Annotated in this window: 22 protein-coding genes; 8 read left to right on the top strand and 14 right to left on the bottom strand. The window is 71.5% G+C overall.

The window, feature by feature from the left end; genetic code table 11:
• The first annotated feature begins 37 nt into the window (after positions 1-37).
• Positions 38-859 carry a hypothetical protein gene (locus tag J4573_RS24635; RefSeq protein ID WP_208258198.1) on the top strand — a complete coding sequence of 274 codons (822 nt, stop codon included), beginning with the start codon at positions 38-40 and terminating at the stop codon, positions 857-859.
• Between the two features lie 166 nt (positions 860-1,025).
• Here the strand turns inward: J4573_RS24635 and J4573_RS24630 are convergent, their stop codons facing one another.
• On the bottom strand, positions 1,026-2,711 hold the full coding sequence (locus J4573_RS24630; protein ID WP_208258197.1) for a carotenoid oxygenase family protein: 1,686 nt from the start codon (positions 2,709-2,711) through the stop codon (positions 1,026-1,028).
• A gap of 82 nt (positions 2,712-2,793) precedes the next feature.
• Here J4573_RS24630 and J4573_RS24625 point away from each other — a divergent pair, with 82 nt between their 5' ends.
• Both J4573_RS24625 and J4573_RS24620 read left to right on the top strand, forming a co-directional pair.
• Positions 2,794-4,473 carry an acetolactate synthase gene (locus J4573_RS24625; RefSeq protein ID WP_208258196.1) on the top strand — a complete coding sequence of 560 codons (1,680 nt, stop codon included), beginning with the start codon at positions 2,794-2,796 and terminating at the stop codon, positions 4,471-4,473.
• 43 nt (positions 4,474-4,516) lie between these two features.
• Entirely contained in the window at positions 4,517-5,143 is a 627-nt protein-coding gene (locus J4573_RS24620; protein ID WP_208258195.1) for a DUF4232 domain-containing protein, read from the top strand.
• 56 nt (positions 5,144-5,199) lie between these two features.
• Here the strand turns inward: J4573_RS24620 and bsaP are convergent, their stop codons facing one another.
• The 7 genes from bsaP to J4573_RS24585 all read right to left on the bottom strand — a co-directional run bounded on the left by bsaP (position 5,200) and on the right by J4573_RS24585 (position 11,918).
• Positions 5,200-5,409 carry a biotin synthase auxiliary protein BsaP gene (gene bsaP / locus J4573_RS24615; protein ID WP_243773519.1) on the bottom strand — a complete coding sequence of 70 codons (210 nt, stop codon included), beginning with the start codon at positions 5,407-5,409 and terminating at the stop codon, positions 5,200-5,202.
• A 16-nt stretch (positions 5,410-5,425) separates the two neighbouring features.
• Positions 5,426-6,763 (bottom strand): acetyl-CoA carboxylase biotin carboxylase subunit, encoded by a 1,338-nt coding sequence (locus J4573_RS24610; protein WP_208258194.1) that lies wholly within the window; start codon positions 6,761-6,763, stop codon positions 5,426-5,428.
• A gap of 202 nt (positions 6,764-6,965) precedes the next feature.
• The gene (locus tag J4573_RS24605; RefSeq protein ID WP_208258193.1) at positions 6,966-8,291 is read right to left on the bottom strand and encodes an HD-GYP domain-containing protein; all 1,326 of its coding nucleotides are present in this window, start codon (positions 8,289-8,291) and stop codon (positions 6,966-6,968) included.
• Positions 8,288-9,631 (bottom strand): HD domain-containing phosphohydrolase, encoded by a 1,344-nt coding sequence (locus J4573_RS24600; protein ID WP_208258192.1) that lies wholly within the window; start codon positions 9,629-9,631, stop codon positions 8,288-8,290. Before J4573_RS24600 ends, J4573_RS24605 begins: the two co-directional genes overlap by 4 nt.
• Positions 9,632-9,981: 350 nt before the next feature.
• Complete coding sequence (locus J4573_RS24595; protein WP_208258191.1) at positions 9,982-10,893, bottom strand: NAD-dependent epimerase/dehydratase family protein; 912 nt, start codon at positions 10,891-10,893, stop codon at positions 9,982-9,984.
• 114 nt (positions 10,894-11,007) lie between these two features.
• Complete coding sequence (gene rsrA / locus J4573_RS24590) at positions 11,008-11,307, bottom strand: mycothiol system anti-sigma-R factor (RefSeq protein ID WP_208258190.1); 300 nt, start codon at positions 11,305-11,307, stop codon at positions 11,008-11,010.
• Entirely contained in the window at positions 11,304-11,918 is a 615-nt protein-coding gene (locus tag J4573_RS24585; RefSeq protein WP_208258463.1) for a sigma-70 family RNA polymerase sigma factor, read from the bottom strand. Before J4573_RS24585 ends, rsrA begins: the two co-directional genes overlap by 4 nt.
• Before the next feature lie 319 nt (positions 11,919-12,237).
• Here J4573_RS24585 and J4573_RS24580 point away from each other — a divergent pair, with 319 nt between their 5' ends.
• A complete protein-coding gene (locus J4573_RS24580; RefSeq protein WP_243773518.1) occupies positions 12,238-13,266 on the top strand; it encodes a methyltransferase domain-containing protein in 1,029 nt (342 codons plus the stop codon).
• Between the two features lie 179 nt (positions 13,267-13,445).
• Here the strand turns inward: J4573_RS24580 and J4573_RS24575 are convergent, their stop codons facing one another.
• Both J4573_RS24575 and J4573_RS24570 read right to left on the bottom strand, forming a co-directional pair.
• Positions 13,446-13,781, bottom strand: coding sequence for a TraR/DksA family transcriptional regulator (locus J4573_RS24575; protein ID WP_208258189.1), 336 nt, complete (start codon positions 13,779-13,781; stop codon positions 13,446-13,448).
• 69 nt (positions 13,782-13,850) lie between these two features.
• Positions 13,851-14,654, bottom strand: a complete 804-nt coding sequence (locus J4573_RS24570) for an SOS response-associated peptidase (protein ID WP_208258188.1) — start codon at positions 14,652-14,654, stop codon at positions 13,851-13,853.
• Positions 14,655-14,746: 92 nt separating this feature from the next.
• Between J4573_RS24570 and J4573_RS24565 the strand changes: the two genes are divergently transcribed.
• The 4 genes from J4573_RS24565 to J4573_RS24550 all read left to right on the top strand — a co-directional run bounded on the left by J4573_RS24565 (position 14,747) and on the right by J4573_RS24550 (position 18,774).
• A complete protein-coding gene (locus J4573_RS24565; protein ID WP_208258187.1) occupies positions 14,747-15,517 on the top strand; it encodes a DoxX family membrane protein in 771 nt (256 codons plus the stop codon).
• Positions 15,518-15,629: 112 nt separating this feature from the next.
• Positions 15,630-16,214: a sigma-70 family RNA polymerase sigma factor gene (locus J4573_RS24560; RefSeq protein ID WP_208258186.1), complete on the top strand. Its 585-nt coding sequence runs from the start codon at positions 15,630-15,632 to the stop codon at positions 16,212-16,214.
• Complete coding sequence (locus J4573_RS24555) at positions 16,211-17,104, top strand: anti-sigma factor family protein (protein ID WP_208258185.1); 894 nt, start codon at positions 16,211-16,213, stop codon at positions 17,102-17,104. The genes J4573_RS24560 and J4573_RS24555 overlap by 4 nt, the downstream gene beginning before the upstream one ends.
• A gap of 233 nt (positions 17,105-17,337) precedes the next feature.
• Positions 17,338-18,774 carry a CHRD domain-containing protein gene (locus J4573_RS24550; protein ID WP_208258184.1) on the top strand — a complete coding sequence of 479 codons (1,437 nt, stop codon included), beginning with the start codon at positions 17,338-17,340 and terminating at the stop codon, positions 18,772-18,774.
• Positions 18,775-18,792: 18 nt separating this feature from the next.
• On the opposite strand, the gene J4573_RS24545 is transcribed toward J4573_RS24550, so the two are convergent.
• Genes J4573_RS24545 through cydB form a run of 4 tightly spaced genes read right to left on the bottom strand, consistent with a single transcriptional unit; the run spans position 18,793 to position 23,176 of the window.
• Positions 18,793-18,957, bottom strand: coding sequence for a hypothetical protein (locus tag J4573_RS24545; protein WP_208258183.1), 165 nt, complete (start codon positions 18,955-18,957; stop codon positions 18,793-18,795).
• A gap of 1 nt (position 18,958) precedes the next feature.
• Positions 18,959-20,575 (bottom strand): thiol reductant ABC exporter subunit CydC, encoded by a 1,617-nt coding sequence (gene cydC / locus J4573_RS24540; RefSeq protein WP_208258182.1) that lies wholly within the window; start codon positions 20,573-20,575, stop codon positions 18,959-18,961.
• On the bottom strand, positions 20,572-22,146 hold the full coding sequence (cydD, locus tag J4573_RS24535) for a thiol reductant ABC exporter subunit CydD (RefSeq protein ID WP_208258181.1): 1,575 nt from the start codon (positions 22,144-22,146) through the stop codon (positions 20,572-20,574). The genes cydC and cydD overlap by 4 nt, the downstream gene beginning before the upstream one ends.
• A gap of 19 nt (positions 22,147-22,165) precedes the next feature.
• Entirely contained in the window at positions 22,166-23,176 is a 1,011-nt protein-coding gene (gene cydB, locus J4573_RS24530; protein ID WP_208258180.1) for a cytochrome d ubiquinol oxidase subunit II, read from the bottom strand.
• Positions 23,177-23,258: the final 82 nt, after the last annotated feature.

Raw genomic sequence — 23,258 nt, 5'->3', positions numbered from 1 at the left:
AAGGCGCATGGCCGAACCATCCGTACGATCAGGCGCCATGATCATGGCGACGGTGCTGATGAGCGCGGGGGCCCTCACAGCCTGCGGCGGGACGGACGATGCCAAGGCCCCCGCCAAGACGGTTTCACCGACGCCGGCCGCGTCCGCACCGGCGAGCACGGGAGCGGCGACCAGTCCGCCGACCGATCCGGGGCCGCTGGCCTCGGGCAGGCTGCTGCTGCGGTGGCGGATGACCGGCGGCTTCGCCGGCGTCGGGAACCCCGGGTCGCTGCCCGAGTTCTCCCTCTACGGCGACGGCCGCGCGGTGGCGGCGGGCAAGAACGGCGGCAAGCCGATGGAGTACCGCCTCAAGCCCGACGCCCTGGCGCGGCTCATGAACGAGGCGAAGGCGGCCGGTCTCGACCACTCGCAGACGATCGGGCCGGAGAACATCGCCGACGCGATGATCCTGCAGATCACCATGGGCGACGCCAAGACCCGCGTCATCCAGCCGGAGAGCCAGAGCACGCCGATCACGCAGTTCTGGAAGAAGCTGGAGCCGGCCGCCTGGCCCAAGACCGACCAGGCCGCCCCCGCGCGCACGTACGAGCCCGCGAAGGTCGCGCTGCTGGCCGGGCAGACCGGCGGCACCGAGGGCGAGAACACGCGTCCGTTCACCCTGGTGCCGCTCGGCCGCGGCGAGCAGGCGAGCGGGGGCATGTGCACGGTGGTCTCCGGCGACAAGGCCAAGGAGGCGCTCAAGCTGTCCTCCGCCGCCAAGCCCACGACCCAGTGGCGGAACGAGGGCAAGGTCTACTCGCTGCGCTTCCGCCCCCTGCTCCCGGACGAGAAGACCTGCGCGGACGTCGCCGTGTCCTAAGAATCTCGGCCCACGGCCTCGCCTGGCGGCTCGGCCTGACCGAGCTTCGGCGAGCGCTGCATCGCTTCGCGATCTAGCCTCATTCCTCGGCCAGACCTTCGGCCGCGCTGTTCCTCGGCTAGACCTTCGGCCGCGCTCGCGCGGTCGCCGAGCTTTGAACCACGCCCTAGCCCGCCAGCTCTGCGGCCACCTCGCGGGCGGTGGCGGCCAGGTCGGGAGGTAGCTGGTCGAGGCGTGAGTCGAGGTCGTCGGCGAAGCGGAGCCGTTCGATGTCCGCCGGTGCCGTACGGGCCTCCGGCATCCACGCCGAGTGGATCAGGAACGGCACCGTGACGCCGTGCGCGGGCGCCAGCACCGCGATCGGCCCGCGTGACACGTCGGCGGCGTCGAAGACCTCGATCCGGAAGCGGTCGTCGTTGTGCACGGCCACGACCAGGTAGCCGTCGTGCCCGCCCGGATCGGCCCCCGCATAGCGCGAGCGTCCGGAGGAGCCGAGTCCGCGCGGCACGAACGAGGGCGAGGTCGGGTAGTCGTCCAGCGCGAACGTCCACTCGTTCAGCGGCTTCAGCCCGTCGCGGTCGAACGAGACCAGCACCGCCGGGGTCTCCTCGTTCGGGAAGAGCGAGCGGTCGATGCGGTCGCCGTAGTTGTCCAGCGCGCGCTGGTTGATCGCCTCGGGGTGGAAGCCGAGGAAGATCAGGTGGTGCCGGGTCGGCTCGGCCTGTCCCTCCAGGCTCCAGTCGATCGCCGACAGCTCGGCCTGCCACCAGCGGCCCGGGTCGTAGGCCCGCGCCCGCTCGCTGACCTGACCGTTCTCCGGGTCGAAGCGCAGCACGGTGGTGAGCGCGGGGGTCATGCCGTGGCAGTACATGCCGCGCAAGGCAGGGTCGACCGGGCGCCCGAACGCGTCCACGTCGTCCTCGCGCAGGTACATGCCGATGTCGACGCCCTTGCTGTGCTCCATGACGACCTCGATGCCGTCGGCGTCGTCGTAGCGGGCGTAGAAGTGGTTGACCTCGGGCGCGATCCGGAACTGCCGGCATCCGGCCGTGGAACGCCCCGGGTCCAGGTCGTCCTTGCGGATCAGCAGCAGCGGCCCGTCCGGGTTGTTGGCGACGGTCCGGTCGCCGCCGAAGATCTCCTCGGGGTCGACCTTGTACGCGGTGTCGGCGAGGACCAGCCAGTCGCGGGTCTGGGTGATCGTGTGGGTGGCCTGCGGCAGCGTCGCGCCCTCGACCTCCCAGCGCCGCACGTTCCGGCCCGTTCCGTCGTAGCGGATCACCGAGGTCACGCCGGTCATCACGTCCCGGCTGACGCTCCACAGGCAGCCGCGGTCGGGGTCGACGACCGGGTGCGCGGTCGAGGAGACCAGCGGCAGCACGGCCTGGTCGATGGTCGGCTTCCAGTCGTCGCGGTGGCCGACCTCGGCGACGAACGCCAGCGTGACCGGGTCGACCTCGACCGGCCGCCCGGCGTCCCAGGTCGCGAAGAGCCGGTCGCCCCAGGGCAGCGGCGCGGTGTTGGCGGCGTTCACGAAGCCCCACGGCGAGTTGGTGCCGACGGGCCCGGCGGCGAACAGGTCAGGCCGCTTGCGGCGCAGCCGTACGGAGGGGGTGTCCACGACGCGGGGCCGCCACGCGAAGCGACCCGCCGGGGCACCGTCGGTCCCGGGCCGGAGCGCGAGCCGCGCCATGATCCCGTCGCCGAAGAACGCGTGGACGGGGTGGGTGCGCTGGTCGGAGGTGCTGACGACGAAGTGCCCGGAGATGTCCTCCGGCCAGGCGCCGGCCACGACCGCCAGGTCGAGACCCGTGACGTCGTCCTTGCTGAGGATCGAACGAGGAACCGGCATGGGGCCAATCAATCCCCTCGCCGCATGCGTCGTCAAGTGTCTAACGACTATTCATCGGCCGAGCGCTTGTTAACGTGCGTTCATGAACCCTCGGCACGGTGGCGACGCGGTCATGTCAGTGGTGCGGCGCTACGGCGTCGAGACCATGTTCACCCTCTCCGGCGGCCACGTCTTCCCGCTGTACGACGGCGCGGTGAAGACCGATCCCCCGGTCCGGATCCTGGACACGCGGCACGAGCAGACCGCGGTCTTCGCCGCCGAGGGCACCGCGCGGCTGACCCGGCGGCCCGCGCTCGCGGTGCTGACGGCCGGGCCCGGCATCACGAACGGGATCAGCGGCATCACCACCGCCCACTTCAACGGTTCACCGGTCGTCGTACTAGGCGGACGGGCCCCGCAGGCCCGCTGGGGGTCTGGAGCGTTGCAGGAGCTCGACCACCCTCCCCTGGTCGCCCCGGTCACCAAGCTGGCCACGACCGCGCAGGGCCCCGACACGCTCGCGGCCGACGTGACGAAGGCGTTCGACACCGCCGCGACGCCGCACCGGGGCCCGGTCTTCCTCGACTTCTACATGGACCACCTCTTCGGCCCCGCGCCCGAGGTCCCCGACGAGAGCACCACCGCCGCCCCCGAACGCGCCGAGCCCGACCCCGAGGCGCTCGCCGCCATCGTCGCCCTGCTCCGCGAGGCCCGCCGTCCCGTGCTGGTCCTCGGCTCGGACGTGTGGATGGACGGCGCCGACGAGGCCGCCCGCGCGTTCGCCGAGGAGCTGCGCCTGCCGGTCGTCGCGAACGGCCAGGGCCGCGGCATCTTCCCGCCCGGCCACGAACTCCTCGTCACCCGCGCCCGTTCCAAGGCCTTCCGGGAGGCCGACCTGGTCATCGTGGCCGGTACGCCGCTGGACTTCCGGCTCGGGTACGGATCGTTCGGCGGGGGTTCCGGGGGCCGCCCCCCGGGTGAGCACAGCGGTGGCGCGGCCAAGGTCGTTCACCTGGCCGACTCGCCCTCCCAGCTCGCCACCCACACCCTCACGGCGGGCGCGGCGGCCGGCGATCTCTCGCTGATCTTCACCGGCCTGGCCACAGCCGCAGGCAAAGCAGGAGTCACGCCGGCCTCGTACGCGCTCTGGGCGGGCGACCTGCGCGACGCCGCCCGCGCGGCGGTGGCCGGGGACGCCGAGCTGCTGGCCTCCCCCGCCGACCCGATCCACCCGATGCGGCTGTACGGGGAGCTCGCCAAGGTCCTGGAGGACGACGCCGTGGTGATCGGCGACGGCGGCGACTTCGTCTCGTACGCGGGCAAGTACGTCGAGCCGAAGCGGCCGGGCGGCTGGCTGGATCCCGGCCCGTACGGCTGCCTGGGCACCGGCCTCGGCTACGCCGCCGCCGCGCGCATCGCCCGCCCGTCGTCGCAGGTCGTGCTGCTGCTCGGCGACGGCGCCGCGGGCTTCTCGCTGATGGACGCCGACACCCTCGTCCGCCACAACCTGCCGGTCGTCATGATCGTGGGCAACAACGGCGCGTGGGGGCTGGAGAAGCACCCGATGCAGATGCTCTACGGCTACGACGTGGCCGCCGAACTGCAGCCCGAATGCCGCTATGACGAGGTCGTGCGGGCGCTCGGCGGCGTCGGCGAGCTGGTCACCCGCCCCGAGCAGCTCGGGCCCGCCCTGCGCCGCGCGTTCGACTCCGGCGCCCCGTACCTGGTCAACGTCGCCACCGACCCCGAGATCGCCTACCCCCGCAGCACCACGGGGGTCTGAGCCGCACCACCGCTCTCACCTTCGGTAGTCTGACGATCACTGCATGGACTCATCGGGGGATGAAGTGAAGCGGACGACGACCTGGGGCGCGAGCGCGCTCGCCCTGCTCGGCATCGCGATGGGGCTCACGGCCTGCGGCGGCAGCGGCGACGCCACCCCTGTGTCCAACGCGACCAGCGGGCCGACCGGACCCCAGATGAGGCCCGGTTCCGGCACCGTCACGCCGACCCCGCCGACCTCTCTGCCGACGGGCACCTACGACCCGAAGAAGGTGGCCGAGGGTACCGCCTGCACGTGGCTCGCCAACCAGATCACCGCAGCCGTCCAGGACCCGGTCGACCGGGGCGCCTCCAGGGAGTACCCGATCCTGCTGACCGAGGAGTCGGCGACGTCGTGCTCGCTGGTCGGGCTCGCGACGGTCACGCTCCTGGACACGGCGGGGCACACCGTCGCGACCGCCAAGCCGGGCGCGGCCACTCAGCCGACCCTGCTCACCCCCGACAAGCCGATCCGGTTCACGCTGACCACCCCGCGAGCCGGGGCGTCCACCGAGGCGGCCGCCGTCCAGATCACGCTGCCGCACGGCGGCGGCACGCGAAAGGTCGACGCGCACGGCATGACCGTCGCGCCGAACGCCGTGGTCGTCGGCGGCTTCGCCCCGCAGACCTGACGGGCCGGCCCCGGCCGCACGGCAGAGCCCGGCGGCGGGCCGCGGGCGGCGGGCGGTCAGGTGGAGGCGAGTTCGCCGTGTTGTGAGCAGCGGGCGGTCCAGCCGGTGGGCGTCACCTGAACGACCATGCGGCGGCGGCACCGGGCGCAGTAGCGCGGCGGTTCCATCCGGCGCGCGGCCTGGCACGCCGCGTGGTCGCCCGCCGCCGCAGGCTCGCCGCAGCGGTCGCAGTAGGTCTCCTCGGGCCCCGTATGTGGCACAGTCACGAGCGGAACAGTACCGTCAGCCGCTCGACATCCGGTCGACGATCCCTGTGTCGTAGGTCCCGTCGAGGAACTCGGGCCTGCGGAGCAGGTCGTGCAGGAACGGCAGGTTGGTCGCGAGGCCCTCGATGATGAACGCGTCGGCGGCGTCGGCGGCCAGCTTCAGCGCGCCCGCCCGGTCGGCGGCGTGCACGCACAGCTTGGCCAGCAGCGGGTCGGAGAACGGCCCGACCGAGGTGTCCTCGGCGTAGCCCGCGTCGATCCTGACGCCGTCGCCGACGGGCTCCTCCCACAGCTCGATCCTGCCCTGGCTCGGCTGGAAGCCGCGCGGGTCCTCGGCGTACACGCGCAGCTCGATCGCGTGCCCGCGCGGCTCCACCGAGGTGAACGAGACGGGCTCGCCGGCCGCGACGCGCAGCTGCTGCTCGACCAGGTCGATGCCGGTGACCAGCTCGGTGATGGGGTGTTCGGCCTGGAGCCTGGTGTCCATCTCCAGGAAGACGAAGTCCTGCGCGGCCGCGTCGACGAGGAACTCGACGGTCCCGGCGCCGAGGTAGCCGACGGCCTCCCCGGCGCGTACGGCGGCGTCGAGCATCCGTGCGCGCAGGCCGGGCGTGACGGCGGGCGAGGTCGTCTCCTCGGCGACCTTCTGGCGGCGGCGCTGAACGGAGCAGTCCCGTTCGCCCAGCGCGACGACCGTTCCGTCGGCCATCCCGAGGATCTGCACCTCGACGTGGCGCGCCCGTTCCACGTACCGCTCGATGAGGACGTCCGGGCTGCCCAGCAGGCGGTCGGCCTCCGACCAGGCGATCTCGAACGCGCGGCGCAGCGTGGCCTCGTCGTAGGCGGCGTTCATCCCGAGGCCGCCGTGGCCGCCCGCGGCTTTGACCATGACCGGGTAGCCGATGCGTTCGGCCTCCTCGACGGCGGTGCCGACGTCCGGTACGGGCTCCCAGACGCCCGGCGAGACCGGGACCCCGGCGTCCTTCATGAGGTTCCGCGCGTTGATCTTGTCGCCCATCCGGGCGATCGTCATCGGCGGCGGACCGATCCAGCCGAGCCCGGCGTCCACCACCCGGCGCGCGAACTCCGCGCTCTCGGCCAGGAACCCATAGCCGGGATGAACGGCCTGCGCGTTCGTGCGCTTGGCCGCCTCCAGGAGAGCCGGCATGTCCAGGTAACTGGCCGCCGGCTGAGGCGGTCCGATGAGCAGGGCCTCATCGGCCTCGGCGACGAACGGCAGGTCCGCGTCCGCCTCCGAGTAGACCGCGATGGCCTTCAGACCCATCGAACGCACGGTGTGGATGATCCGGCTGGCGATCTCGCCTCGGTTCGCCACAAGGACCGACTCGTACACCTGCGGGCACTCCCTTACCGACTCGCCGACAACGCCACGACATTAGTGGGGACCGTAGTGCCCAGTACGGCCGCTCTCACAACTGATACCGCACCCTGGATCTGTCCCGACGCTCCGTTGGGACACGGCGCACGGAAGGTGAGCAGCGTCGTTCGGAAGTGATCAGTGGCGTACGGGAGGCGATCAGCGCGTACGGAAGTGATCAGAGGCGCGGGACGCGGTCCACGACGCGGCTGAGGGCCTCGACGACCGTCGGGTCGTACTCCGAGGCCGAGTCCAGCCGGAGCCGTTCCAGCACGGCGGCGCCGCGGTCGCGGTCGGCGGAGTCGCCGACCAGGTCGTCGTAGGCGTTGGCGACCTTGATGATGCGGCTGGCGAGCGGCGGCGGCGCGGGGCGCGACTGCGCCTCGGCGTGGCCGGTGCGGTACGGGCGCGAGGACAGCTGAACGGTGTGCGCCACCCGGTCCAGCACCCCGGTCTGCTTGATCACCTCGGCGCCGAGCTCGGCGATGCGGCGCTGCTCGGTGGGCGAGGCGAGCACGGTGGCGCCGCCGGGGATCGGGTCGCGGAGCGAGAGCTGGCCGATGTCGTGCATCAGCGCCGCGTACTCCAGCTCCAGCAGTTCCTCCTCCTTCATGCCGAGCTCGCGGCCCATCGCGACGGCGAGCCAGGACACCCGCCGCGAGTGCCCGGTCTCGACGTACCCGCCGACCTCGGTGACCCGCGACAGCGCCCGTACGGTCTGCAGGTAGGTGGCGCGCACCCCCGCGTACCGCCGGAACGCGAACTGGGTGACCAGGATCGGCGCGGTGAAGATCAGCAGCGCGGCCGGGCCCATCACGGTGGTGGCGACGGCGATCAGCATCGCGGTCGCCGAGGTCGCGGCGCACAGCGCGAGCTTGGCGCGCATCTCGTCGCCGAGCGCGATGCCGAACCGGACCCGTACCGTCTCGGCCCGGATCATCGCGGCGATCACCACGTCGCACATGCAGGCCAGCACGGTCGCGACGCCCATCAGCGCGAGCAGCAGCTGCCAGTTGTCGAGGTTGTTGGCGATCGGCCGGAAGCAGAGCGCCACGATCGCCACCGTGAACAGCCGCCGCGCCATCGCGTCCAGGCCCGGTGAACGGCCGACCGCGATGTGCGGGAGCGAGCCGACCAGCATGCCGACCGCCGTCACCGCGACCACCTGCAGCGGCGAGTGCCCGGCGGGCACCACCTTCAGCGAGGAGTTCACCGGGTGCGGCGCCGGGCCGACCCCGACCAGCAGCGCGTAGCCGATCGCGCCCGCGCTGGCGATCGGCGCGACCTCCCGGTTGCCCGGCATGACCATGCGGAACAGCTCGCCGAGCGCGATCAGCACGCCGAAGATGATCGCGACGTTGGGCTGCTCCAGCCGTACGGCCGCCACCTGCGTGATCGCCACGATCACGAACAGCCCGGCGAACGCGATCAGCAGCAGCTGGCCGGAGTCGATGGTCTGCCAGGAGGAACGCGGCGCCGCCGGCCCGCGACGCGTCTCACTCACCGGCGGACCCCGTCGCCGGCGACCTTGATGGGGGTGGAGGGGTCGTCGTGGTCCTGCTGGGTGGTCTCGACGACGTCGTCCTCGGGCAGCACGACCGGCTTCGGCGGCTCCCACCCGTCACGTTCCAGAGCGCGCAGGAACGCCTCCACGATGCCCGGGTCGAAGTGGTCGCCGGCGCCGCGCCGCAGTTCCTCGACGGCCTCCTCGATCGTGCGGGCCGCGCGGTAGGAGCGGGTCGAGGTCATCGAGTCGAACGCGTCGGCCACCGAGATGACCCGGGCGAACTCGGGGATCTCGTCGCCGGCCAGGCCCATGGGATAGCCGCGGCCGTTCATCTTCTCGTGGTGGTGCATGATCCCGGCGAGCGCCTCGTCCAGGAAGCCGATCTCCCGCACGATCTCCAGCCCGCGCATCGGGTGCAGCTGGATCGCGGCGAACTCCTCCTCGGTGAGCGAGCCGGACTTCTGCAGCACCTTGGTGGGCACGCCCAGCTTGCCGACGTCGTGGAGCATCCCCGCGTACCGGATGGCCTCCACCCGGTCCGAGCGCATCCCGATCTCCTCGGCGATCATCACCGAGCCGCGCGACACCCGTTCGGAGTGGCCGCGGGTGTAGTAGTCCTTGGTCTCGACCGCCTGGCAGAGCGCGGCGAGGGTGGCGGCGTGCGCCTGCTGCTGGGCGCGCGTCTGTTCCAGCGCCCAGCGCGCGATGAACAGCGGCAGCAGCACCAGCACGGCGGCGAACGGGCCGACCTTGGACCACAGGCCCGCGATCAGCAGGCCGAACATGCCGTACCCGAGGCAGGAGAAGACCAGCTGGCCGCTCTCGTGCAGCAGTTCGCTGAACGTGGCCTGCTTGCTGAGCAGCAGGATGCCCGCGACCAGCAGCAGGTTGACCACGACGAAGGTGACCAGGGCGCCGACGAACGGGCCCAGAACGTGCTGCACCCACTCGACCTCGCCGGGCCTGACCTTGCGTCCGCCGAGCGCGTCGAACACCGTTCCGGCCGCGAAGCCGCACAGTGCGAACTGCGCACCGTTGAAGAGGCGTTTGACCGGAGCGAACAGCCGCTGCCCGGTGACCACCGCGCAGAGCCCGAGCAGCGCCGCGCCGGCCGGGCCGAGCAGCACCACCGAGGCCAGGCCCGCGGCGAAGCTCAGCGAGACACGGGCACGCTCCACATTGAGCAGAGCGGGCGCGGAGTCGCAGATGAGGAAGAGGACGGCCAGCACGGCCAGCCACTTCCAGTTGAGGTCGAAGGACGACGTCGCGATCAGCCCCGCCGCCAGGGCGACGATGCCGACGACGTACGCCCAGGCCGCTAGAGGTAGTCCACGCATTGCCGCCCCCTCGGGAGTCGACGCGGCCGTAGCCGGGAGCTTAGACCCAGGACACGCCCTTGGGCGGCGAGGCGACGGGGCCGTCGCCCCGGCCCTGGACGGCCGCCTGCACATGCTCGGGCATGACTCCTTGCCTCCCCCCGTTCACCGGGCGTCCGAGTCCGGCGACACCGCTGAGGTCCGCGCCGCCCGGACGAGCATGACTCCCCGGTGACCCGGGCAGTTGCCGCTCCCGTCGCTGATTTCGGCACAAGCCTAACGCGAGCGGCCCAGGCCCCACAGGCATGCGGCGAATCGTGAGCAAAGCGTGAAGTAATCGTCACCTTGAGTGATCAAACACCCCGTGGACGTCACCGTCCCCGCGCCCACGCCACGGTTTCGGACAGTCCCTCACGCAGCCGTACGCGAGGGGTCCAGCCGAGCTCCGCGACGATCCGCGAAGGGTCGATGGCCATGGCGGGAAGGTCGCCGAGCCGCGCCGGGGCGAACGCCGGCTCGTCGGGCGCGCCCGCGGCCTCGGCGACCAGCGTGTGCAATTCACGGTCGGTGGTCTGCACACCCGTGCCGACGTTGAAGCGCATACCGTCGCCCGAGTGGCCGGTGGAACGGGCGAACGCGTCCACGACGTCGCCCACGTACACGTAGTCGCGGGTCTGCTTGCCGTCCCCGAACACCTTGGTGGGCTTCCCGGTCAGCAGCGCGTCGGTGAAGATCGAGATCACCCCGGCCTCGCCCTCGGGCGTCTGGCGCGGCCCGTACACGTTGGCCAGGGTCAGGATCGTGTGCGACAGGCCGTGCAGCGCCGTGTACATGCGCGCGTAGACCTCGCCGGAGACCTTGGAGGCCGCGTACGGCGAGGCGGGCCGCAGCTCGGCGTCCGCCGGAACGGGCAGCGCGTCGGGCACCCCGTAGACCGCGCAGCTGGAGGTGAACACGGCCTTGCGGCTGCCCGCCGCCCGCGCCGCCTCCAGCACGTTCGCGGTCCCCATCACGTTCGTGCGCGCGTCGGCCAGCGGGTCGCCGACGCTCACCCGCACGCTCACCTGGGCGGCGAGGTGGCAGACGACCTCCGGCCTGGCCGCCGCCACCCGCTCCACGAGGGCGGGATCGGCGACGTCCATGCGCCAGATCTCGATGTCGTCGCGCGCGTTGGAGCCGGTCGAGAAGTCGTCGACCCCGACCACCTCGTGCCCTTCGGCGAGCAGCGTGTCGACGAGATGGGACCCGATGAATCCGGCCGCGCCGGTGACGAGTACGCGCATCCCAGCACGATACCGAGCCGGACCGCGCCCGGACCGCCGGGCGGCCCCGGGTGGACGCTTCCGTTACACGGCCACGCGGCCACGCGGTCACCCGATACGCCGGTTACGCGAGGGCTATGCGGTGCTGGTGCCAGTGCCGGTGGTCTCGCCGGCCTTGATCTCGCCGCAGATCTCCTCGATGCGGCCGAGGATCTTGGCCTTCAGCTCGCCGGGCGCGGGCTCGCAGCCGCACGACTTGTTGACGAGCTTCTTCACGGCCTCTTCCAGGCCGTACTCCTGCAGGCAGGGGCCGCACTCGTCGAGGTGCTCGCGCACCTCGCTGCAGCCGCCCTGGTCGAGCTCGCCGTCGAGGTAGGTGTAGACCCGCGCCAGCACCTCGGTGCAGGGCGTCTCGTGGTGGTTGCCGCAGCTCATGCGGACCCCTCCCTCGCACGGGTGAGACCACGGTCCTGAGCGTAGTCCTCCAGCATGCCGCGCAGCTGCCTGCGACCGCGGTGCAGCCGCGACATCACCGTACCGATGGGGGTGCCCATGATCTCGGCGATCTCCTTGTAGGCGAAACCCTCGACATCGGCAAGATACACAGCGATGCGGAACTCCTCCGGCAAGTCCTGCAAAGCGCGCTTCACATCCGAGTCGGGCAGGTGTTCCAGGGCCTCGGCCTCGGCCGACTTCAGCCCGCTGGAGGTGTGCGATTCGGCCCGCGCGAGCTGCCAGTCCTCGATCTCCTCGGTGGCGGCCTGCTGGGGCTGGCGCTGCTTCTTGCGGTAGGAGTTGATGAACGTGTTGGTCAGGATGCGGTACAGCCAGGCCTTGAGGTTCGTGCCTTCCTTGAACTGGTGGAAGGACGCGAAGGCCTTCGCGAAGGTCTCCTGAACGAGATCCTCCGCGTCCGCCGGGTTGCGCGTCATGCGCAGCGCGGCCGAATACAGCTGGTCCAAGAACGGGAGCACGTCGCGCTGGAATCGCTCTTGGCGCTGCTCCACGGTCTCCGTGGTGCTCGGTACCTGACCCACCCCCTTCATCGTGGCGACGACGGCGTCGTCGTACCCCACTGACGATATCGGTCGGCGGGGGGCGACCACGCCAGCGGGTGTGCCCGGCGGCGCCTTCACCCTGGCACCGTCGGCAACAGCTGTAGACATCCCCTGCACCTCCGCTGAGCACACGTGGTATCGGTGCGCGATCAAGGCCGCGCAGACCGTTGTGCGTCGGTCCAACACCACCGGCCGTCCCGAGATTCCCGGCGCGTCCAGGGTCACCTCACACCTACCTGCACGTAGGGTGATGACCGCTCCGGACGGGGAAGGAAGTCACATACACGGCTAGAACAGGAGCAAACCGTTGCTACCGCTGCCGGCGGGTCCCCCGGAGCCCACCATCGCCAGCCTGCGCCACGACGGCGAGTCACTGGCGCTTTATTGGACCTTCTACTGGGCGGTGGCCGCCGCCCAGCTGGCCCGATGGCTCCCCAGGAAACCGTCCCACGTGCTGGATCTGTCCGGCCCCGACGCGCACACCGCGGCCCAGGCCGCGGCCGCGGGCCACCACGTCATCCAGCTCCGAGATCCGAGCGCCGAAGCCGAGCTCCGAGATCCCGGTGGCAACGCCGAGCCCCCAGAACCCGTTGGAAACGTTTCCAACGGTGCAGGCTCGACTCCGCCGCACGGGCCTCCCCCACCGCCTGGAAACGTTTCCAACGGCAACGGCAACGGCAACGGATCGGCCGACGGCGCTGGGCGGCCCCACGGCGCCGGACCGGCCGACGACGCTGGATCGGCCCGCGGCGCTGGATCGGCGGGTGGCGCGGGGCTGGCCAACGGGAACGGGGCGGCTCGGGGGCACGGGTCGCTGCATCCGGTGATCGCGGACTCCGAGTCGCTGGCGTGCCTGGCGGATACGTCGCTGGACGCGGTGGTCGCGGATGATCGGGCACTGTCGCGGCATCTGGCCACCGAGGCCACCGTCGCGGAGATCGCCCGGGTGCTGCGGCCGGGCGGGCGCCTGTTCTTCTCGGTCGACAGCCTCACCCTCGGCATGGCGATCCTGGCCGAGCAGAACTACTGGGCTCACCTGTCGGACGTTCCGGCCGCCGAGGTGCTGCTCATCCCCTGGCCGGACGGAACGATCACCCGCTGCTTCCAGGCCGATCAGCTCCGCGAGCTCCTGACGGGCGCGGGGCTGGAGGTCGAGTGGATCCGGCCCCGTACGACGCTGTCCCCGTCCACCGTCGAGCACCTCCTGACCGGGTCCCCCAAGGCCCTGAGCCGCCTCGTCCGCACAGAACTGACCGCTCCCCTGGGCGACGAGTCCCTGGGAATCCACCTGCTGGCCAGCGCTCGCCGCCCCGGCCCCCACTTCAACCGTCGCTGACCCGCCCCCAGGCGCCGGCCGCCTCGCCCCACCAGACCCCCTCCCGCACGCGGGCGCGCTACCTGAGCGGGTGACGAGCCGGAGGCGGAGTCGCCCGCGAAGACGGCGAAGCCGTCTGGCGCCCGCCGCTTTCGCGGCTCGGGCCCGAGCCGCCAGGCGAGGGCCCGAGGCGGTGGAGGCTAATGCCGCACAGCCCGGTCGTGCTTGGTCTGGCAGCCGAGGCAGCGGGCGGCGTCGGGGCGGACCTCCAGGCGGCCTTCTGGGACGTCGTGGCCGCAGCCCAGGCACTGGCCGTAGGTACCGGCGTCGATGCGGGCGAGGGCGGCTCTGACGATGCTGCGGTGGCCTTCCAGGGACTCCAGCGCCGCCTCCACGCGGTCGCTGTCGCAGAGGCCCGAGCCGGCGTCGGCGGCCGAGAGCTCACGCTCGGGGTGCTCGCCCCGCAGGATCGCGATCGAACGGTCGAGGTCGGTCAGCATGACCTCCAGGCGGCCTTGGGCGATGACGACGTCCACGTGCGCGAACTCCCTTCGGGGGCAAGGGGTTCTCGGCCGCCCTCGGGCGGCGCGCGTCCGTGGGAGCAGTCAGAACAGGCTGTCGGAAGAGTTGCTAGGACTATCCCCGTTTGTGGCGGGTTCCATGAGTTCTGGCCCGTTGTTTTTCACGTTGTTGACCGCTTTGGACACCGGGTAGGCCTCCATGGTCCCGGCCATGGCGGGGGTCAGCAGGCCCCGTACGGTCTCGGTTTCGGTCAGGGTGGGGTCGAGCCAGGCGTCCCAGCTGTCCCGTTTGACGATCATGGGCATCCGGTCGTGGATGCGGCCCAGGTCGTCGGGCGCGTCGGTGGTGATCACCGTGCAGGTCCAGATCCACTCGTCCTCGGGCGACTTCCACAGCTCGTAGAGCCCGGCCATGGCCATGATGGCGTCGTCCTTGGGGTGAATGAAGAAGGGCTGCTTCTGCGGCTTCTTCTTCTTGGCCTTCTTCTCCCCCGCGGCCGGGTCGTCCTCCTCGGGCTCCCTGGAGGACTCCAGGACGTACCACTCGTAGTAGCCGTCGGCGGGCAGCAGGCAGCGGCGCTTGGCGAACGCGCGGCGGTAGGCCGGCTTCTCGTGAACGGTCTCGAACCGGGCGTTGATCATCCGGCTGCCGATGGAGAGGTCCTTGGCCCAGACCGGCACCAGCCCCCAGCGGACCGTGCGCAGCGTCCGCTCGGCCTGGGCGTCCTCGGGCGCGTCCTTGGGCGCGCGGTCCAGAACGACCGGGACCTGCTTGGTGGGCGCGACGTTGTAGTCGGGCTGAAGATTCTTCTCGACCGCGTCGACCTGCACCTGGAACTCGTCAAGGAGCTCCTGGCGGGCCCGGGTCGTTGCATAGCGACCGCACATCCCCCCATCCTGCCCCTTGGGTCGGACGGAACGTCGGGCGGAACGGCCGGGACCGGCCGCATAGGGCCGGAAACGCCGGGCATGTAGGGCCCATGCGACCCATCACGACACTGGCCCGCCCGTTCGTGGCGGCCCCGTACATCATCACCGGCCTCGAAACCCTCCGCGACCCCCGCCCCCGAGCCGAGCAGGTCGCACCCACGGTCAAGCCCATCGCCGACCGGCTGGACTGGCTGCCGACCAAGGACCCCGTCACGCTCGTACGGATCGAGGGCGCGATCGGCCTGGGGACCGGCGTCCTGCTGCTGACCGGCAAGTTCCGGCGCATGACGACGTTCCTGCTGGCCGCGCAGCTCGTCCCGAGCCTGGCGACCGAGCACCGCTACTGGACCGAGGACGACCCGGAACGGCGCGAGAGCGAGCGCTCGCATCTCCTCAAGAACGCCAGTCTCTTCGGCGCCCTGCTCATGGTCGCCACCGAGCCGCGGCGCAACAGCGGCGCGCTGCGCCGGAAGGCGCACGAGGCGGCGCTCGAGACGCGGGTGCTCCGGCGGGAGACCGCGGCCGAGCTCAAGAACGCCCGCCGCGAGGCCAAGCACCAGATCAAGGAGGCGCGGCGCGAGGGCGGGCGTAAGGCGGCGCGCTCGGCCAGGACGGCGGCGAAGGCGGCGGCCAAGAGCCGGAGCAGGTCGGCGGCCCAGAGTGCCAAGGCGGCGTCCAAGAGCGCGAAGGCCGCGTCCAAGGACGCGGTCAAGGGCGCGTCCAAGGGTGCCGCCAAAGGTGCTGCCAAGGGCGCGGCCGTGAGCAAGGCGCAGGCCGCCAAGGTCGCCCACGCGGCGAAGGGAATCAAGCGGTCTTCCTGAAGCCAACCATAAAAGAACTTCAAATCGGTTGAACCCGTGGCCGGATCCGTCCCGTACTGCCTCCTGACCGCCCGTTTTCCAGGGACCCCCTACCCGACGGAGACGCCCGGCCATGGCAACGCCCGGAACAGTCGGCCGTCCCACCGGGGGGCTGCGGAACCTCTTCCGCCGCCCTAGACCGGTAACGGACGCCGAGGACGAACTGCTGGTCGCCGAGTTGTACCGCCAGTATCATCGGCCCCTGTTGACGTTCACGCTGCGCCTGACCGGCGGAGACCGGCAGTGGGCCGAGGACGTCGTTCAGGAGACCATGATCCGGGCATGGCGCAGCGCCGACCGGCTGGACGTCGACGGGGCGTCATTGATGCCATGGTTGGCCACGGTCGCGAGACGCATCGTGATCGACAACCGGCGGTCTCGGGACGTACGGCCGCCCGAGGTGGGCGACGGTCCCCTGGAGAACCTGCCCATGGCCGACGAGATGGAAGGGCTCCTACGCAAAGTGGTCGTGACCGAGGCGCTCACCGCCCTGTCACCGGCCCATCGGGAGATCCTCACCGAGACGGTGCTGCGCGACCGTACGGTCAACCAGGCCGCCGAGGTGCTCGGCATTCCGGTGGGCACGGTCAAATCCAGGGTTTATTACGCACTGCGAGCTTTGCGCGTCGCACTTGAAGAAAGGGGTGTGACGGCATGAGCTCCCAGATCGAGCACACCGACGTCGGCGCTTACGCGCTCGGACTTCTGGAAGAGGACGACAAGCGCGCATTCGAGGCGCACCTCCAGAATTGCCCGGCGTGCCGCGCGGAACTCGGCGGAATGGCCGGACTGGCCAACGCGCTGTCGGGTGTCGGTTCCATCGCCGATGAAATCATGGGGCTGGACGGCAATGGCCCACCGGCGCCGGGCGCCCATCCCGCGTCCGGCGCCGTTCCACCGCCGGCCACGGTCCAGTTCTCCGGAACGGCCCCGACGACCGGAGCCGTCCCGGCGCCCGACGCGGGTCCGCCGGGCGCCGTTCCGCCGCCTCGCACGGACGCGGGCTCCGCGAGCGCGCCGCCGCCCGGGGTGATCGACCTCCTTGAGCGGCGCAGGCGGGCCGAGCGGCGGCACCGCAGGGGCACCTACCTGATCGGTTCCGTCGCCGCGGCCGCACTGCTGGCCACCGGGCTCACCGTGGGCTCGGCGATCGGCGGCGGCGACGGCGGAACCGGCGGCGACCACAACCACACGCCGGCACAGGCCCTGGTCATCTGGGGCGAACGACACAACGGCAGCGACGCCAAGACCGGCGCGTCCGGTCTGGTGGGCCTGGAGAGCAAGGGCTGGGGCACGCACGTCGGACTGGAGTTGCGCGGCGTTCACGGCCCGTTGAAGTGCAAGCTCGAAGCGGTGTCCAAGACGGGCGTCCGCGACACCGTGACGACGTGGGCGGTCCCGAACAAGGGCTACGGCGTTCCCGGCCAGCCCAACCCACTGATCGTGCACGGCGGTACGGCGATCCCACGCCAGGACCTCGCTCGCTTCGAGGTGCGGATCGACAACGGCGGAACCGACGGCGGCCAACTGCTGTCCATTCCCCTCTGACACAACTGATCGGGCACGACCGACAAGACTCGAGACCGATGAAAAGGGCCGCCCGTCCCGGGGCGGCCCTTTTCGCGTGCATGGACTCATGCGCGCATACTTTCAATCGGTTGATAAGCATCTCCCATCAATCAGATAAGAAGAAAATTCTGAAACCTATTGAACCCGCGGCCGGAAGCTCCTCGTGCGAAAGGGTGAAGACAGCAAACCGCCCTAAGAGACCAGGGGTAAGAATGTCCATTCGCAAGGTTCTCCTTCCCACCATCGCCGCCGCCGCGATCGTCGCCTCGGGGGCGGGGGTGGCCGCCGCCACTGGCGTCACCGGCAATCTGACGAACGGTTCCAGCAAGGCCACAGGCACGCACACTCATACCGGCGCCGTACCGGTCAACGGGGCCGAGCTTCCGGTCGACAGCCTGGCCGAGGCCTCCAACAGCGACATCACCTACTTGGCGGCCAGCCTTCAGGGCCGCAACGAGGTCCCCTCGAACGACGGCAAGGCCGTGGGCGACCGTGACGGCAGCGCGACCGCGCTGATCCGGATCCAGGGCGACAAGCTCTGGTACGCGCTGCGCTGGAACGACATCGCGGCCCCGACGGCGGGCCACGTCCACCTTGGCGTCAAGGGCTCCAACGGCGCCGTGAAGGTTCCGTTCTTCGCGGGCACCCTTCCCGACACCGCGCGGGGCGTGGCGGGCGTGGTGCGGGTGACCGACAAGGCCACCCTCGACGAGCTGAAGAACAACCCGACCGGCTTCTACGCCAACATCCACACCGGCGAGTTCCCCGGCGGCGCGGTCCGCGGGCAGTTCCACAAGCTGTCCAAGCCCGCCGACCTCAACGGGGTACTGATCGGGAGCTCGCCGGCGCGCCTTCAGGCCGCGATCGACGGCGCGCAGGAGATCCCCAACCCCGAGGGCAAGAAGACCGGCGACCCGGACGGCCGCGGCACCGCGTTCGCCCGCAGCCACGACGGCATGATCTCGTGGGGCTTCACCTGGGCGTCCATCGGGCAGCCGACGGTCGGCCACATCCACCAGGGCGCCAAGGGCATGAACGGGCCGGTCGCCGCCGACCTGTTCGAGGCGCCGAGCGGCCTGCCCGCAGGGGTGACCGGGCTCGCCGGGATGACGCCGGTACGCGGGGACATCGCCCGGAAGGTCATGCGTTCGCCCGACGGCTTCTACGCCAACCTGCACACCGCCGAGTTCCCGGGCGGCGCGGTCCGCGGCCAGTTCGCGCCGTTCAGCGGAACGCAGTCCCGTACGTTCACCAAGCCGGTCATCCAGGGCGAGCAGATCTACCGCTGCACCAAGCAGGCCGACGGCTCGTTCGCGTTCACCCAGGAGGGCGTGAAGGCAACGCTGGTGGACGGCATCAAGCACTCGTTCGTCAACCCCGGCCCGCAGGGCCCGCCGCAGTGGGTCGCCCGTGACGGCAGCGCGGTCACCGGCAAGGCCGTCACCAAGACGCCGAACGGCGACGGCAACATCCCCGAGCTGGTCCTGGACGCGACGCAGGTCGGCGCCAAGAGCGGCCTGCTCGCCGGCGCCACCCAGGTCCTGCGCCTCAACACCATCGGCGGCGTGGCCCCGACCGGCGCCTGCGACCCGAACACCAAGCCGATCGCCAAGGTCCCCTACCAGGCCGACTACGTCTTCCTCGGCTAGCCGAGGAAGAACAGCCGCCTAGGCGCCCACGACCAAGCCCGCCGCACGCGGTCCGTCCCTACCCGTGCGGCGGGCTTTCCCATGCAGCGTCATCTCATGCAGCGTCACCTCATGCAGCGTCATCTCATGCAGCGTCACCTCATGCAACGTCACCTCATGCAACGTCACCTCATGCAGCGTCACCTCATGCAAACGTCACGACCTCGTCCACGTGCCGCAGTACCGGGTCCGCGCCCGGGATGGCCGCGCGGTGGCTGATGAGGACGACCGTCCGGCCGTGCGCCGCCGCGAACAGGTCGGTCAGCACGGCCGTCGCGGTCGCGTCGTCCAGGTGGGCGTCCGGCTCGTCCAGGATCAGGATCGGGGCGTCCGCCAGCAGCGCCCGCGCCAGCGCGATCCGCTGCCGTTCTCCCCCGGAGACCCGGGCGCCGTGCTCACCGACCCGCGTCTCCAACCCGTCCGGCAGTTCGGCGAGCCACCTCCCAAGGCCCGCCCGCCGCAGCGCCGCAGCCACGTCGCCGTCCGGCGCGCCGGGACGAGCCAGCCGTACGTTCTCCAGCACGCTCGTGTCGAAGAGGTAGGCGTCCTGCCCGCACAGCGCGATCACCGAACGCACCTCGTCGGCCGCCAGGTCCCGCAGTTCCACGCCGCCCAGCGTGACCGACCCCCGGTAGTCCAGGAAGCGAACGAGCACGGCCGCCAGCGTGGACTTGCCCGCCCCGCTCCGGCCCATGACCGCCACTCGCCATCCCGACGGCAGCTCCAGGTCCGGCGCGACCAGCGCGTCCCCGTCCGCTTCCTCGGCCCCCGGCCAGCGCGCCCGCAGCCCGCGAACGCTCAGCCGCCGCCCCTCCGGCAGTCCTGCCGCCTCGGCAGGCTCGTGCGCGGGCGCCTCAGCCTCCAGAACGCCCCGCACCCGCGCCGAGTCCTCGCGCGCCCGCAGCAACCCCTGCGCCGCCTCCGACATGGCCCCCAGCGCCTCGAACGCGGCCAGCGGGGTCAGCACGATCACCGCCAGCAGCACCCAGTCCAGCCGCCCGTCCCGTACGGCCGGAACTCCGAAGGCCAGCGCCCCGACGACAGCACACCCACCGGCCAGAACGGTCAGCCCGTTCCCGAGCCCCGCCGTCCACGCCGAACGCGACCCGGCCGCCACGACCCGCGCGTCCACCCGCCGCAGTTCCTCCAGCCGTCCCGGCAGCGCGCCGTACGCGACCAGTTCGGGCAGTCCGTCGACCAGTTCGCCGGTCCGTGCCGACAGTTCCGCACGCGCCGCCGCGCCCCGCCGTTCCGAACGCAGCGCACCCCACCAGGCCACCAGCGGCGCCGCGACGCCCCCGACGACGAGCGCAGCCGCCAGGACGCCCCCCGCCGCAGGCAGCAGCCACCACTCCAGAATCACCGCGACGATCCCGGCCGTGCCCGCCGCGACCATCGGCAGCACGCCCCGCAACCACCGGTCGGCGACGCCCTCCACGTTGTCGACGACCGCGCCGAGCGCCCCGGGCCGCACCGCAGGCGAGACCACCGTCAGCCGTTCGAAGATCCGTACCCGGCTCCGCTCCAGCAGCCGCAACGCCGCGTCGTGCCCAACGATCCGTTCCGCATAGCGCAGCACCCCGCGCCCGAGCCCGAACGCCCGCACCGACACGATCGCGACCATCAGATACAGGACGGGCGGATGCTGCGACGCCCGCGAGATCAGCCAGGCGGACGTCGCCATCAGCCCGACCCCGCACGCCAGCGCCGCCGCCCCAGCAACCGCCGCGCCCCCCAGCCGCAAGCCCCACCGCAGGCTCATGCCAACACCGCCGGACGTTCCAGAACGGGCTCCAGCGTCACCACGCGGTCGGCGCGCTCCAGCAGCGTCCGCCGATGCGTGGCCACAAGAGCAGTCCGCCCGTCCACCAGCTCCGCGAGCACCTCGACCACCTCGACCTCGGTCATCACGTCCAGGTGCGCGGTCGGCTCGTCGAGGATGACGAACGGCGTGCCGAGCAGGTCGCAGCGCAGCGCGGCCCGCGCGAGCGCCACCCGCTGCCGCTGACCTGCCGACAGCTTGCCGACATCCCCGTACGACGCGACGTCGAAGAGCTCCGCCGCCCGCCGAACGGCAGCGGCGGGCGCCCCCGGAACGGCGATCGCGATGTTGTCCGCCGCGCTCCCGGCGAAAAAGCACGGCCGCTGCGGGACCCACGCGACCTGCCGCAGCCAGTCCTCACCGGCCACGAGCTCCTCGCCCCCGACCAGGACGCGCCCCGCCTCGATCTCCCGGAAGCCCATCAAGGCCCCGATCAGGCTCGTCTTCCCGATCCCGGACGGCCCGGTCAGCGCCGTGAAGCCGGACACCTCCAGCGAGAACGGCCCGACGCCCGCAGGCCCCACGACGACGTTCTCCACCTGGAGAACCCCAGCACCACGCGTTCCCCCACCGACCCGCGCAGGCACCGGCGCGTCCACGATCGACAGGATCCGGTCGGCCGCCGCCATCCCCTCCTGCCCGGCGTGGAATCGCGCGGCCGCCTGGCGCATCGGCAGGTAGGCCTCCGGCGCGAGGATCAGCACGAACAGCGCCGTCTCGAACGTCAGCGACCCCGACACCAGCCGCAGCCCCACCGAGACCGCGACGAGCGCGACCGACAGCGTCGCCGCCAACTCCAGCACCAGCGCGGAGCAGAAAGCGATCCGCAGCGTCGCCAGCGTCGCGCCTCGATGCTCGCCGCTCACCGCGGCGATCTGCCGCGCCTGCGCCCGTGCTCGCCCGAACGCCTTGAGCGTCGGCAGCCCGGCGACCACGTCCGCGAAGTGCCCGGCGAGCACCTCCAGCACGCGCCACTGCCGCCGCGTGCGGGCCGCCGCGTACATGCCGATGAGCGCGCCGAACAGCGGGATCAGCGGCAGCGTCAGCAGCACGATCACCGCCACGGTCAGGTCGGTCGCGGCCAGCGCCGCCAGCACGGCGACCGGGACGATCACCGACAGCACCAGCTGCGGCAGGTAGCGCGCGAAGTAGGGGTCGAGCGCCTCCACCCCGCGCGTCACCAGCACGTTCAGCTCCCCGGACCGCGCGTCGGGCAGCGCGTTGAGTCGCCGTGCCGCGATCCGGGCGAGCATGGCGCCGCGCAGCTGCGACTTCACTCCGGCCGCCGAACGCTGGGCCGCGACCTCCTGGGCCCACACCAGCAGCGCGCGCACCGCCACGACCGCGATCAGCGAGAACGGGACGGCGAGGGAGGCGATGGCCGACGCCAGCAGCGCGGCCTGGGCGAGCACGCATCCGGCGGACAGGACGCCGAGCAGCACGCACACGATGAGGTAGGGCGCGGTGGACCGGGCGTGCCGGACCAGGCGCCGGTCGATGGGGGTCGGCATGGCAGCGTCGTCGCCCGGCTCAGGCGGGGATGCTCTGGACGCCGATGCGCTTGCGGAACACCCAGTACGTCCAGCCCTGGTAGAGCAGCACGAGCGGCAGGAAGACGACCGCGACCCACGTCATGATGCCCAGCGTCTTGTGGGAGGCCGAGGCTTTGTCGACGGTCAGGCTGTTGGCGTCGCTGATCGTGGACGGCATGACGTCCGGGTAGAGCGACACGAACAGCGTGATCGCCGCGAACGCGATCGCCGCCCCCGACAGCCCGAACGTCCAGCCGTCCCGCCCGCCCGTCCGGTTGAGCAGCCACGAGGCGACCAGCGCGACGGCCGCGACGAGGCCGGTGAGGGCGGTCGCGACCGACCCGTGCTTGGCCTGCGTCCAGATCAGGAAGACCGCCGCCGCCACGACCGCGCCGACCCCGACCTGCGCCGCCATGCGGATGGCCCGCTCGCGGATGTCACCGGTCGTCTTCAGCGCCGTGAACACCGCGCCGTGGTAGATGAACAGCAGCAGCGTGGTCGCGCCGCCGATCAGCGAGTAGATGTTGAGCAGGTCCCAGAACGACCCGACGTACTCGTGCCGCTCGTCCAGCTTGACGCCGCGCACGATGTTGGCGAACGCCACGCCCCACAGGAACGCCGGGATCAGCGACCCGAAGAAGATGCACAGGTCCCAGCCGCCGCGCCACTTCCCGGTGTCGCCCTTGCCGCGTTCCTTGCCCCGGTACTCGAACGCGACGCCGCGCAGGATGAGCGCCACGAGGATGATCAGCAGGGGCAGGTAGAAGCCGCTGAACAGCGTGGCGTACCACTCGGGGAACGCGGCGAACGTCGCGCCGCCCGCCGTGAGCAGCCACACCTCGTTGCCGTCCCACACCGGCCCGATCGTGTTGATGAGCACGCGCCGTTCGGTGTCGTCGCGGGCGAGCGCCCGGGTGAGGATCCCGACGCCGAAGTCGAACCCCTCCAGGAAGAAGTAGCCCACCCAGAGCGTCGCGATGGCGACGAACCACAGGTCTTGCAGGTCCACAGGATCCCCCGATCCCCGATCCAGAATCAGTAGCGCCGGATGTCAGTAGGCGAAGGCCAGTGTCAGTAGGCGAAGGCGAGTG

Origin of the sequence: Actinomadura barringtoniae (genome assembly GCF_017573505.1) — a bacterium.
GTDB lineage: Bacteria > Actinomycetota > Actinomycetes > Streptosporangiales > Streptosporangiaceae > Spirillospora > Spirillospora barringtoniae.
This window is presented reverse-complemented; position numbering and strand designations above follow the sequence as displayed.